Annotated in this window: 11 protein-coding genes; all 11 read right to left on the reverse strand. The window is 63.1% G+C overall.

The window, feature by feature from the left end; genetic code table 11:
* Positions 1-51: 51 nt before the first annotated feature.
* The 11 genes from H6678_10085 to H6678_10135 all read right to left on the reverse strand — a co-directional run bounded on the left by H6678_10085 (position 52) and on the right by H6678_10135 (position 12,628).
* Positions 52-549 carry an SRPBCC family protein gene (locus H6678_10085; protein MCB9474149.1) on the reverse strand — a complete coding sequence of 166 codons (498 nt, stop codon included), beginning with the start codon at positions 547-549 and terminating at the stop codon, positions 52-54.
* A 34-nt stretch (positions 550-583) separates the two neighbouring features.
* Positions 584-1,084, reverse strand: a complete 501-nt coding sequence (locus tag H6678_10090; GenBank protein MCB9474150.1) for a DinB family protein — start codon at positions 1,082-1,084, stop codon at positions 584-586.
* Between the two features lie 350 nt (positions 1,085-1,434).
* Positions 1,435-1,875, reverse strand: coding sequence for a DUF1569 domain-containing protein (locus tag H6678_10095; GenBank protein MCB9474151.1), 441 nt, complete (start codon positions 1,873-1,875; stop codon positions 1,435-1,437).
* 309 nt (positions 1,876-2,184) lie between these two features.
* Entirely contained in the window at positions 2,185-2,817 is a 633-nt protein-coding gene (locus H6678_10100) for a hypothetical protein (GenBank protein ID MCB9474152.1), read from the reverse strand.
* 272 nt (positions 2,818-3,089) lie between these two features.
* Positions 3,090-3,386, reverse strand: a complete 297-nt coding sequence (locus tag H6678_10105; GenBank protein MCB9474153.1) for a hypothetical protein — start codon at positions 3,384-3,386, stop codon at positions 3,090-3,092.
* A gap of 129 nt (positions 3,387-3,515) precedes the next feature.
* Complete coding sequence (locus H6678_10110; protein ID MCB9474154.1) at positions 3,516-4,535, reverse strand: NAD(P)-dependent alcohol dehydrogenase; 1,020 nt, start codon at positions 4,533-4,535, stop codon at positions 3,516-3,518.
* Between the two features lie 146 nt (positions 4,536-4,681).
* Positions 4,682-7,762 carry a VCBS repeat-containing protein gene (locus H6678_10115; protein MCB9474155.1) on the reverse strand — a complete coding sequence of 1,027 codons (3,081 nt, stop codon included), beginning with the start codon at positions 7,760-7,762 and terminating at the stop codon, positions 4,682-4,684.
* Between the two features lie 303 nt (positions 7,763-8,065).
* Entirely contained in the window at positions 8,066-9,727 is a 1,662-nt protein-coding gene (locus H6678_10120; GenBank protein ID MCB9474156.1) for an adenylate/guanylate cyclase domain-containing protein, read from the reverse strand.
* 925 nt (positions 9,728-10,652) lie between these two features.
* Positions 10,653-11,186 (reverse strand): GNAT family N-acetyltransferase, encoded by a 534-nt coding sequence (locus H6678_10125; GenBank protein MCB9474157.1) that lies wholly within the window; start codon positions 11,184-11,186, stop codon positions 10,653-10,655.
* Positions 11,187-11,239: 53 nt separating this feature from the next.
* Positions 11,240-12,025, reverse strand: a complete 786-nt coding sequence (locus tag H6678_10130; GenBank protein MCB9474158.1) for a methyltransferase domain-containing protein — start codon at positions 12,023-12,025, stop codon at positions 11,240-11,242.
* A gap of 153 nt (positions 12,026-12,178) precedes the next feature.
* The gene (locus tag H6678_10135; protein ID MCB9474159.1) at positions 12,179-12,628 is read right to left on the reverse strand and encodes an SRPBCC domain-containing protein; all 450 of its coding nucleotides are present in this window, start codon (positions 12,626-12,628) and stop codon (positions 12,179-12,181) included.
* Positions 12,629-12,631: the final 3 nt, after the last annotated feature.

The raw sequence follows: 12,631 nt of genomic DNA on the forward strand, positions 1-12,631 counted from the left end.
AGGACCGGGCATGCTGACGCAGCTGAGGGCTGCCAGCTCAGCCCGGGCTGCTCAGGCCGTGCGCTCCACTTCCGCCTGAAGATGGTCCAGCCCGGTGGTCAGGGCCTTCTCCAGAACCGAGCGCAGGGTGCCCGGCAGCAGCCAGGCCAGAGGGCCGGTGAAGACTTCTTCGGTGATCACGCGGGTGCCCGTTCCTTCGGCCACGAATTCCCAGCTGTGGTGGGCCCTGATTCCGAAGGCCTGCCCGCTCCAGGCGATGCGCGCGGGAGCCGTGACCTCGCTCAGCACCGAATGGATCTGCATGCCGCCTCCATTCCAGTCGAAGGCTGAACCTGCCTGCAGCGGACCATGCAGAATCAGTGACCGCACATCGGGATTCCAGCGGGACCAGTTGGCCAGATCGGACTGCACGGCCCAGACCCTTTCCGGCGAGGCGGCCAGCAGGCGCTCGACACGTGCCGCCACGGGAGCCGAACGGTCGCGGAACAGGACCCAGCCCAGGAAGCCCACACAGGCCAGTACGAGGGCGCTCGACAAGAACAGAAACATGGTCTCTCCGGGGTTGGCGGCCAGACACCGCAGATCAGAGTGACGGCAACTCGTTGGCCAGAGGAAAATCCAGCCCGTTGACCGGCTGGCCCAGCAGACGGCAGAGCGCCGTGCATTGCCCCTGATGCTGGTACAGATGAGTCACGAGACGTCCGATGATCCGGGCCGGCACCAGCGAGCGCTCCTGGTTGGGCCAGCAGAGCAGCGTTCTGGGCGTGTTCAGTTCCTGCTCGCTGGCCCGGTTCAGGTAGTCCAGCGTGCGCCCGGCCACCTGCTGGCGGTAGGCATCGAGTTCGGGAATGCTGGCCAGAGGCGGCTCTTCACCGTTGACATCCATGCGGCCATGGATCACGCCCACCCAGTATTCTTCCGCGGAAATGCAGTGCTGGAACTGCTCGCGCAGACTGGAGACCCCGAATCCCGCGAATTCCCGCGCCAGTTCTTCCTGGCTGAACCGGCTGCAATGCGCGTACAGTGCCTGCAGACTCCAATGGGCGCGCGTGTGCAGGTCGATCAGGGCGGCGGATGTGTACATGGGATCTCCTGTGTTCGAACTCGGTCCTCAAGACTCCCGGGGGCCCCGGCCGATTGCCGTGGCGGGACTCCCGCGCGCCGCATGTGTGCCGACCGGAGCGGCCCACTCCCGACTAGGGCCTGTTCACACGGCACCATTTGCCGCGTTGCATGGCGAATTCCGGACAGTTCAGGAGGTTCGTGATTGGAAGTATGCGCCGGAAATCGCCACGCAATCCTGCGGACCGGGCCCACCCGTGCCCAGGCCCGCGTTGCCCTTCACTTATGTAGCGCTGCTACACCGCGTTCAGGGCGCCTTGGCCTGAACCCGGGTGATCTCCGGCGCGACAACTGCCGCAGTGTGAACAGGCCCTAGACGCCGAACTGCCGCAGATGATGGTCGTTGTGCCGCCAGGCGAGACGCGCCCACTGGGCTCCGGACAGCACGCCGAAGAAGGGATGAACGGCCCAGTCCGTCCAGTCACGCGACTGTAGGAAGCGATTCATCAGCTGCTTGAGAGTGGCCAGATCGGACGCCCAGCGATCGGGTTGGGTCCGCAGCATTTCCCGGGCCGTGGGCGTGCCTCTGGGCCAGGGCAGAAAGACCCGGATCGCGTGACGCACGAGCATTGGCGGCCCCTTCAGCACTTCCGCGTCCCGCGGTCCGGAAAATGCGAAGTCCAGCTGGTCGACCAGGTGGCAGATCATCCGGTCGGCAGTGAAGGATCCCCAGCGGGGCGCGGTTGTGGCTGACAATCCTGCCAGCCGCTGCGAGAGGGCGTGCACATCCGCTTCATCGAACAGGCTTTTCATCACGCTTCCTCGAGCTGGATTGGCTGCAGGGCTGCTCCCGCGACCTGGAGATTCCTCGCCTTTCGGGTGCACCGGACGGCGCTTTACGCGGACACGGCATGCGGCTCTCGCCGCACCCAGTCGTCAGGATCAGGTCTGATTGTGTTGCCACGCGAAAACCGGCGGACTGCCGGCACGATCGTCTTCAAGTATACGAACAACCCGTACGCAAGATCAAAGGAAGAATTGCCTGAGTGCTGAGTCGTCAGGGCATGCGGGAGTACTCCCGGCCATCCGGTCAGCGGGCCATCGGCTCCGCATGCCAGCGGTTCAGCGGCCGCCAGTCAGTGTATACGCCACACCGACTCCAATGCTGGTATGGGTACCGCTGTCCCGGAAGCCCTTGACCATGGAAATCTCGGGGCGCACGGTGAACTGTTTTCCCGGCGTCCAGACCCCGCCTCCCAGACCGACCGAGTAGAGCGGGTCCGTATCCGTGTCGAAGAAAAAGAGCAGTTTCGCGAAGCCGGTCAATTCGAGGCTCGAGGTCAATGGCAGACTGAAGATTCCCGTGGGGTGAATCTGCCAGGACTTTTCCTCGCGGACGGCTTTTCCGAAGAACATGCCCACGGGCAGGTCGAAGGCAAAGCGGCCATCGGGCTTGCCGAACTTGGGGCCCAGGCCGATGTAGCTCCAGGCATCCATGCCGTCCGGGGCAAGTTTCTCGAAGCGCAACCGGAAATTGATGCTTTCGCTGAGGCCGTGGGCGACCTGCACTCCGTACTCCGCTCCCTTGAGATCACTGAGTCCGTCCATCTTGAAGGTTTCGGCCTGATAATAGGGCACGAACTCGGTCTCCCCGGTGGCCAGCAGCCTGGCCGATTGGTAACTGCCGTGCGTGTAGAAGCATCCGCTCAAAAGTGACAGGCCCAGCACCGGAACAAGAATCAAGCGTCCATGCATCGAGAGACTCCCTTCTTCTGTGAGCTTGCGACGTGGCACTCTGGCCGGAGCCTGAGGCTGGCTCGCGGAACCATTGTCGGATGTCAGCCGCCTTGACGATCGGTCGCCTCGAGACGCAGCATGTGATCGCGAACGAACGGCACCCCGCCAGAATGGCATGCTCCATCGTCAGCCACATTGCGTTTGGTCAAGCGATACGGATGCTTGCACCTTGAAGATCGAGCACGGAGACGCTTGCCGGGCTCTCGGCTCAGGTGGGTCGTGACGCAGCGTCAGCCGAGTTCGCGCTGCACGCGCTCCAGTTCCGCGATGCAGTCCCGGAGATGGGTCATGACGGGGTCCTCCGGGGAGTCGGACTCGACGGACTCATGGATCTGCTGCAAGCCCTGGATCAGATCGGCCAGCGACGTATCGGGAAGTCGCTCTTCCAGGTCTTCCAGCCGGGCCATCAGGTCCGACAGGAAACGCCAGCGCTCAGGATCTCCCTCATGGTCGGCGCGCTCGTCGGCGAGATACTCGAGCAGCAAGCCGAAAAGGCCCTCGGGATCCGACCAGGCGATGAAGGTCACGGGTGGGTTCCTCGTCGTTCCGGTGAATGCATACGCTCAGGAGTGTGGCCATTGACACGTCCCGTGGCTCCCGGATCGGGCCAGGGATCAGGGCGGACCTGTCGCGCAGGACAGGTCCGCACGCAGTCATCAGCTGTTGGCAAGCACGATGCGGTACTTGGTCTTGCCCGAGCGCAGACGATCGAAGGCCACGTTGATCTGGCTCATGGGATAGCTCTCGACCTGGGCTTTGATGCCGTGCCGGGCGGCAAAGTCCAGCATCGTTTCCATGGTGGTCGGGCTGCCCACCGGCGAGGACGAAATGGAGCGCTGGCCCATCATCAGGGAAAACACTCCCACATCCAGCGGCTCGAGGGTGGCACCCACGAAGTGCATGCGCCCCTTGGGTTTGAGGGTGTTGATGTACAGGCCCCAGTCCAGCTTCACGTTGACCGTGGACAGAATGAAGTCAAAACTCCAGGCCGCGGCGGCGATTTCCTCCGGGTCACGCGAATTCAGGGTTCGGTGGGCGCCCAGTTCCAGGGCTTCCGTGCGCTTGGAGTCGCTGGAGGTGAAGGCGGTGACCTCGCAGCCCCAGGCCCTGAGGAACTGCACGGCCAGATGCCCCAGTCCGCCCACGCCGATCACGGCAACCTTGTCGGTCGACTTGATTCCGAACTGCACGATGGGGTTGAATACGGTGATGCCACCGCAGAACAGCGGGCCAGCCGAGGCCGGGTCGATTCCCGCCGGAATCGGAATGATGCTGGCAGCCCGGGCACGCACTCGGTCGGCAAATCCACCGTGGCGGGCGACAATGGTGGACTCGGCCGAGGCGCAGAGATTCTGGTCGCCCGAGTTGCAGGCATGGCAATGGCCACAGTAGCCACTGTGCCAGCCCAGTCCCACGGTCATGCCCAGCTCCAGGTGCGTGACATCACGGCCCCTGGCCGCGATCCTGCCCACCACTTCGTGGCCCGCCACCAGCGGAAACTGCGTCATGCCCCATTCATTGTTGGCCATGCTCAGGTCGCTGTGGCAGATGCCGCAGTACAGCACCTCCAGTTCGACCTCGTCGGGCCCCAGCTCGCCAACCTCGTAGCTGAAAGGTTCGAACTTGCCGCCAGCCTCGTGAACGGCATGGGCATGGATCGTGCGGGATTGACTCATCGGGCTGATTCTCCTTCAGATGGCATTCAGACTGATTGACAACGGGTGTGTGTGCAACGCGAACGCTGAATGTAGCGATTGACCGTGCGTCCGGTGACCTGCCCGTCGGGGCTGGTCCGCATGCCCTGTTCACCCGGGCAGGGCCGTCAGCGCAGCAGGACGGCCTTGCGGACCAGGACCTCGCCGCCCGCCTCCAGGCGAAGCAGGTAGAGCCCGCTGGCCACCGGGGCGTTGGACTCGTTGAGGCCTTCCCAGAGCACGCTGTATTCGCCGGCGGCCCGGTTCTCGTCCAGCAGGGTGCGCACCAGCTGTCCGGCGGCGTTGTAGACGGCCAGTCGAACCTGACCCGCCACGGGCAGTTCGAACTGGACCGTGGTCGAGGGATTGAATGGATTGGGTACCACCGGCCAGAGGGCCAGGCTGCGTGCCCGCGTCTGGACCGCGGGTTCCCGCACGGCCGTGATCCCCGTGTTCTCCCACCAGATCAGCTGGTCGTCGCCATCGGAAATCGTGATCAGATCGATGTCCCCATCCCCGTCGAGATCCCCCGATCTGAGCAGGGTATAGCCATCGCCGGCAGCGGGAGCAAAGGTCTGGGGACCGAAGTCGGCCTCGAGCTCCGCGAGACGGTTGAGTTGCCAGACCAGCTGGTCACCGTTGCGGCTCACGACGGCCACATCCGGGTCTCCGTCTCCATCCAGGTCCGCGGCCACCAGATCCCGCGGGTCCTGGCTGAGCGCGCCGATCTCCTGGGCCGGGCCGAAGTGCAGGCTGTCGGAGGTCGAAAGGTTCTCGTGCCACACCAATCCACTGAAACTCTCGACCACCAGTGGGTCCAGGTCCCCGTCACCGTCCAGATCGGCCACCGCCAGCGCGACCGAAGATGTGGCATTGATGCTGCGCTGGGTGTGAATTCGCCAGCCATCGTTCTCGAGGGCGAAGACGCCCTGGCTGGCGGCCAGCAGCATGTCGTCGACACCATCGTTGTCCATGTCGGCGCTCAGCGCGGAGTTTGCGTAGACAGTGGGCAACCAGCCATACCCTGTGTAATTCCCGCAGTTTCCGTCCAGCCAGTTGAGTCTGTTGTCCACATATGAACCGTAAAGCACATCCAGGTCTCCGTCGTGGTTGCAGTCCTTGATCTGCCTGACACGCAAGGCTCCCGTGATGTTTTCGGCGCTGAAGTTCTGGTCACCGTCGTTGCGATGGAGCTCGCTGGATGTGCTGCCGTTGTTGTCCACCCAGAGGTCCATGTCTCCATCCCCGTCCTCATCCAGAAGGTGCACGGCCACCGGTGTGTCCGTGGCTGTCAGAAAGTGGGAGTCGAAGGAGCCGCTTCCGTCGTTCTCGTGCCAGAGCAGTTCGGTCCAGCTGCAGGTCGCCAGATCCAGATCCCCGTCCCCATCGATGTCGGCCAGATCCAGGCCCACCAGGTTCCCGTCATGGGTGTGGATCGGATGGGGTTCGAACGCGGGGTTGACCGCCGGCGCGCTGGCTACCGTGAACTGGAAGCCCTGTGTCACGCCCAGATTGTGTCCACTGGTCGAGAGCAGGCGGTCGTTCACGGAGACCTCGATCCGTTCGCCAGCCAGGAAGGGCTGATCGGGCGTGAAGATCAACCGGTCACTCCCGTCCAGCGAAAAACTGCCGGGCACTTCCCCGCGCCAGGGACTGCGCACGAAGACCGCTTCGGCGCCCACGGTGGCCGCGTCCAGGGCCTGGTCGAACTGCAGCGCGATGCCCGCATCGGGCGCGACACTCGCGGCACCGTTGGCCGGCAGGGTCTCCAGCAGCTGGATCACCGGATTGTTCTCGTACCAGGCCAGCGCATACAGACCGATGACCAGGATGTCCGTGTCCCCGTCCTGATCCAGATCGGCGTGGCTCAGTCCGTTGGCATAGGAGTTTCCGTTGCGTCCCAGACCTCCACCGAAGACCTCTCCCGTGAAGTTCTGCGCGCCGTCGTTGATGAACTGCGCCCCGCCGCCCAGGATGTCCATGTCCTGGTCGCCGTCCAGGTCCGCGATATCCACCGTATACAGGCGTCCCACGCCATCCCAGTCAATGTTGTGGTAGCTGAAACTCTCGGCGCCGTCGTTCTCGTACCAGCCGATGTGTCGGGTGGGCGAGTTCTCCACGCTCACGATCACGATGTCCACATCGCCGTCGTCATCCAGGTCGCCGCTGGCCAGCCGGCCGCGGTCGGGCGCATTCTCGATCAGGTGTTCCGTGAAATTCTGACTGCCGTCGTTTTCGTACCACACCACATTGTAGTCGTCCCGGTGAAAGGCCAGAATGTCCATCGCGGCGTCGCCGTTGATGTCGCAGAGCGTGAACCAGGAGTCGCTTCCGCCCCCGAAGCTCGTGGGGATGCTGACGGGCGCCGCGAAGTTTCCCGCGCCATCGTTGGCCCACCAGAGCAGTCGGTTGGGCAGGAGGACGGCCGCCAGCACATCGGCATCCCCGTCGCTGTCCAGATCGCCGCCAACGATCGTCCAGGGGTCCTCGACACTGATCAGGTGTTCCGTGTACGGTGGACTGCCTTCATTCTCGAACCAGTTGAGTTCCGTGTCGAAGGCTCCCGTGGCTCCAAAATTGTCGTAGTCGCCATCACCGTCGATGTCGAAGACCGAACACAGCCGGAAGTTGCCGCCGGTGTCGAAGGAACAGAAGACCCCATCCCCCAGATTCTCAGTCACGATCAGCCGCTCCGGGACGCCTTCGTGCGCGTTGACCAGATCCAGATCCCGGTCGTGATCATAATCCAGCGCCCGGATCTCGCGCCCCTGGGTACTGGTGCCGCTGATCACGCGCTGGGAGAACACACTGCCCTCCGGGGGAGCGACAGCGGCCACCACGAAGGAGTAACTGTGGCCCCGTTCAAGATGGTCCCCGTTGATGCCGCGCAGTCCCATGGTGATCGTGAACGACACCGTCTCGCCGGGGCGGTAGAGCGGGTCCGGAGTGAATACGGCTTCCTGGTTGGCTGTCGCGCTCAAGGTGCCATCCAGCGGGCCACTCTGGCTGCCCGTGACGATGAACGTGGCCGGGCTCAGAAATGCTTCATCGAGCGGCTGGTCGAACATGATCCGGATCGGCTCCGCAGGAGCCACATGGTTCGCGAAGGGTGCCGGAAAGACACTGTCGATGTTCAGGTACTGTGCCGATGCGGTGCTTGCCGCCAGCACTGCCCAAAGCAGGGCGCCCACGACCCTCTGTGTATTCATGTCTTGCCACCTGGATGAATTGTCATGACTGCTTGTGTGTTGACTGCCGTGGGGAGGGGTGCGGCCCTTTCAATCTGCACTTGCAGAAGCGCTTGGGCAAGCAATACTCCCCATCAGGGGAGAAATCGTGTCGATCGGCTGGAAGGGTATGACGGCGATGGTGGGCACTCTGCCAGTGCGTGAACGAAGCTGCCATCGTTCCACAAGGGTGGTGAAGACAGATGTGTCCATGAATCACTCAAGCCCGGACGCCAACCCGGGCGCGGGGCTTTCATGGGGATTCGACTGGTCGCGGAGCCCAGCCTATTTCACATCGATCACGAAGGTGCCATCCCAGTCCGCGGGGACTCCGACGCTCAGAAAGCGTTCGCAGCGTTCCAGATAGAGCTGGGCGGGGCGGTCGCCGGGCAGCTGGTCCAGGTAGCGCCTGAAGAGCACGATGGCCTTCTCGAACTCGCTGACCTGATACAGGGCGATGGCCTGCTCGAACTCGGTCTTCAGCTTGATCTTCAGGGACTTGATCGGTTCCGGATCACCGCTGAAGATCTCGTGGATCGTGGTGGGCTCCTGGCGTCCCTTGACCTTGACCTTGTCGATCAGCCGGATCGGCAGCTTGCCCGGGTTCTCGATCCCGCGCATGATGGAATCGGTGATCAGGATCTCGATGCCATAGTATTTCGTGAGACTCTCGATGCGCGCCGACAGGTTCACGGCGTCGCTGATCACGGTGCCGTCCATGCGGTTGCGCTCGCCGATGGTGCCCAGCCTCAGCAGGCCCTTGTGCACACCGATGCCGATACGCAGAGCGTCTGTCCCGGGGCCGCTTCGGGACGGATCACGATTGTACTGGTCCAGGGTGGCCTGCATCTCGATCGCAGCCCGCACCGCGTCGTTGGCGTCGTCGAAGAGGGCCATCATGCCGTCGCCGAAGTACTTGTCAATGAAGCCTTTGTTCTTGCGCACCACGGGGCCCATGGCACCGAAGTAGGAATTGACGAAGGCGAAGTTCTCCTCGGGCGTCATGTGCTCGGACAGCTGGGTGAAATTGCGGATGTCGGAGAACAGCACGGTCATCTGTTTCTGCACGCTGTCACTCAGCTGCACGTCCACGATGGTCTGTTTCTTCAGGTACCCCAGGAATTCGTGGGGCACGAAACGCCCATAGGCAGCGTTGGTATTCGACAGCAGCGCGATCGAGGCCCGCAGCGCGTTGATCACCAGAAACAGGATTCCCAGCCCGACGATGGTGATCACGAGCATCACGGCCACCGTGACGCCCCATTCGGACCAGGCCGCCTGATGCGTGGCTCCCACGGGGAAAATGACCTCGCGGACACCGCGCACGTCCCCGACCTTCCAGTCGTGTTTCGTGCTCTGGGGATGGCTGTTGTGGCAGTCGACGCAGCTCTGCTCCATCACCAGCGCCTTGCCGTAGCGCATGGACTTGCGGCCATTGACCGTCTCGAAGCGAATGAAGGGCTGTGTCTTGTCCTCCGCGAAACGCAGGGTCGCCAGCGCCAGGCTTTCGAACTCATCCCGGGGACCGCCGTCGGTCCGGTAGGCGAAGGGATAGTCGCTGTAGAGGCGATTGGTGATGCCCAGCTCAGGGTTGGTCATGGCTTCCGCCAGCTCGATGCTGAAGGTTGCCGGGAAGGGAATCGCGCCCTCGTGGTTGCGATAGTCATTGATGGGTTTGATGCCCAGGTCGCGCAGGCGTGCGACAACCTCGGAAGAATACATGGAATGCACCTTCTCCAGCGACTGGACATAGGTCTCCACGTACTTCAGGGTCAGCTTCTTGTTGATGCGATCGGACAGGTAGAGCATGTTCCCGAAGATCAGCAGCATGCCAAGCGCGAACAACACGCCCGTGGAGGCGATCGGGGATCCATGCAGGATCTTCAACAGTCTGGCGAACAACAGGGCCTCCTTCCAGGCACTCTCGGCACGTTGCTGTCCGATCACATCCCACGCACTCCGAGGTGATGAGGATCCCGCATTCCTTCGGCCCATGAACAGGCGAGCGAGGTCACTCGACGTCCATGGTCGCTTGCAGGCAGAAACTGATGTGATCTGTGTGATGTTCGGATGTCCGGAACGCCGCCCGTGCGCGCCGACGTGGCCAATCTTCCGCTGCGCAGTACGCATCACAGTGGGCGGGGGAATGACCACGGAGCCTGAGGGCACGGGGGAGCCAGCACATCGGACCACCCATCCTGCCAATTCTGTTCTATTCGTGCAAGCGAAAAGCCCTTGAAGGCCAGCATGACGGATCATCGCGGCAGAACCCTGCCGATCGGGTCGGCCGTTCCGTAAGTCCGAAACCAGGCGCACGTGGTCATGGCAGAGGCTGACGCCCCATTCCGCGACGACCCGGAGGGTACTGCCGTGAAGGCGGCTTTCCTGACGCCCGCGGACTGGTCCGCAGATCCTTCAGTTTCATGCGGACGCGGGTCGTCGTCAGGTCACTGTTCGTGCAGGGCAGATTCAACGTGTCCCGAATGTCCAGCGACCCGCAACCGTGGACGACCTTGGGCACAAGGCACCTGCGTTCGGGTTCCTCGGAGGCAATCAGCGGGTCCTTCGGGCGACCAAGGACCATCCTCGGGTCATTGAGATCCAGCAACACCGCGCTGAAGCTGTCTTGTTCTGCGGGATTGCCGCTCAGCCGACCAGACACGGACCCGGGTGCCTCGCGGCGATTTCTGGCCGCCCTGACGGGTCAGACTGACTGTGGGGGCGCCGGGTGGCCGGCCCGGGACTATGCATGGGTGCCAAGAAGAAAGGTGTAGAGTCACCACGGCCTTGCGACGATCGACGTGCCCACCCGGCATCTCATGCGGGACGGCAGCAAGACCTTGAGGGTCCGGGTCGGTTGTCACGGGAGATGCTAGAACAGGTAACCGAGGAAATCCACCAGGCCTTCAGGCCATTCCTTGTGGCCTGTTCGCTTGATCATCAGCTCTCCCCCGAGCGGCTCAACGGCCATTCCCAGACTGCGGAACTCATCGATGCGAAGCCAGGCGCACGTCGCATGCACGCTCACGAACCCGTGGGACCGGTACAGTCGCTGGTCGTCGGCCAGCAGGATCACATAGTCGATTCCGCAGGCGCTGGCCCGTTCCAGACAGCGTACCAGCAATGAGCTGCCGATGCCACGGGAGCGGGCCGTGTCCCTGACACACACATCGATCACGCCGAAGATCGTCAGTGCGTTCCCGCCCACACTGATCACGCGATGGTCGATGCCCAGCTGGCCCACCAGCGTATCGCCGTCATGGGCGATCAGCCGGGCGTGCGGTAACTGCTTGTAATACGATCGTTGCTTCTGGTGATCAGGAAATGAGGCGTTTCGCAGGTCGGCAAGCTGCGCATGCTGTCGGGCAGTGATCTCGCACTCACGAATCTCGGTGATGCTGGTCATGGGAACCGAATGCCTCCAGGTATCCATCGTCACGTATACGGATGCACAATGCCTCAATGGGTGCGGAGCGCCGTGAAACAGAACTGGATGATGGCGAAGAAGAACCTTCCCTGCGCGCCAAGCTCGTGCTGCTCCTCGGCCCAGGCCGCGACATCGGACTGATCGATGTCGTCGCGCCCCGCGAGATAGTGCTCGACTCGCTGCAGCACATTTCCGCCGTAGGTCTCGAAGTCAAGTTCGGTCGTCACGAAGGCGTGCCCCTCGGCGCGGATCTCCCCGAACCCCGTGGCGCGCAGTGCGGGTGCCAGGCTGCTCGGCAGCGAGGGATGCGCAAGATGGAGGTCCCAGGCACGACACATCCGCTGCATGCGCTCAGGATCGGTGGAGTACCAGGACAGGGTGGACCAGTCCACGTCCCAGATCAGCACCCGTCCGCCCGGACGGAGCACACGATGAAGCTCGGCCAGTGCCGCCGGCACGTTGCCCACATGCTCGAGCACCTGCACGCAGAGCGCACGGTCGAAGCTGGAGTCCTCGAGGTCCAGCGCGGTGGCGTTTCCCTGCAGGAAGGACGCGCCTCCCAGCCCTTCGCAACGGCTGGCCGCTGCCTCAAGCATCGGGGCGCTGGTGTCCACACCCACCACCGTGCCATGGGTGCCGACCTCCGCGAGCAGTTCCGCGGTGTAGAAACCCGGGCCGCAGCCAAGGTCCAGCACTCGCTCCCCGGCCCGGGCGGCAAGGGCTTCGCGGACCAAGCGGCGACGGCGGAGCACGTCACGCGTTCTGTACATGATCTCAAGTTGCGACACGGCCTTCTGGTCAAACACGTACTGGCTCATCATCAGCCTCCTTTCGAGGCAGGTCGTCGTTGGGTGAAGACATGTGTGCGGACCGGTGTGCACGTCCCTGCTCACTGCTCGTGCATCCCGAAACCAGGGAGTCCAGATCACCGGCGGGTCGGCATCTCGCAATGGGTCCGATCGAGAGGGTCCTCAGCGGGCATGCCGCCCATTCGAGACTTCAGCGGCAAGTCGCTCCAGATTCTGCTCGTTGGCCACGGCAATGAACTGAGCCAATTTCCGGTAGTGTTCTGCCGTGTCGAAAGTCTGCAACCACTTGACATGGGTGCCGCCATCCCTGGGCTCAAGCTCGATGGTGAGCACGAAGTGATGCCCATTCAGATGCTCGATCTCGAAAAGCTGGTTGCTGACGACCCTCGTGAAACGGCACTCGTTCGGGTAGTGCGTACCATCGGGACCGTGCATGGTCAGACGCCAGGTTCCGCCGACGGTGAAATCGAACTGATGAATCGTGTTCGTGAATCCGTCCGGGCCCCACCAGCGGGCGACCCGCTCAGGATCGCTGATGGCGGCAAAGACCTGCTCCGGGGTTGCGGAGAGAAACCTGGACCTTGAATCGCTGCGTGTGTCGGTTGGTTCCATTTC

The organism is Candidatus Delongbacteria bacterium (assembly GCA_020634015.1).
GTDB lineage: Bacteria > CAIWAD01 > CAIWAD01 > CAIWAD01 > CAIWAD01 > JACKCN01.

Coding starts and splice junctions, on each gene's coding strand:
- H6678_10110 (MCB9474154.1), bottom strand. CDS start 4,535: ATGAGTCAATCCCGCACGATCCATGCCCATGCCGTTCACGAGGCTGGC.
- H6678_10130 (MCB9474158.1), bottom strand. CDS start 12,025: ATGAGCCAGTACGTGTTTGACCAGAAGGCCGTGTCGCAACTTGAGATC.
- H6678_10100 (MCB9474152.1), bottom strand. CDS start 2,817: ATGCATGGACGCTTGATTCTTGTTCCGGTGCTGGGCCTGTCACTTTTG.
- H6678_10125 (MCB9474157.1), bottom strand. CDS start 11,186: ATGACCAGCATCACCGAGATTCGTGAGTGCGAGATCACTGCCCGACAG.
- H6678_10095 (MCB9474151.1), bottom strand. CDS start 1,875: ATGAAAAGCCTGTTCGATGAAGCGGATGTGCACGCCCTCTCGCAGCGG.
- H6678_10135 (MCB9474159.1), bottom strand. CDS start 12,628: ATGGAACCAACCGACACACGCAGCGATTCAAGGTCCAGGTTTCTCTCC.
- H6678_10115 (MCB9474155.1), bottom strand. CDS start 7,762: ATGAATACACAGAGGGTCGTGGGCGCCCTGCTTTGGGCAGTGCTGGCG.
- H6678_10085 (MCB9474149.1), bottom strand. CDS start 549: ATGTTTCTGTTCTTGTCGAGCGCCCTCGTACTGGCCTGTGTGGGCTTC.
- H6678_10090 (MCB9474150.1), bottom strand. CDS start 1,084: ATGTACACATCCGCCGCCCTGATCGACCTGCACACGCGCGCCCATTGG.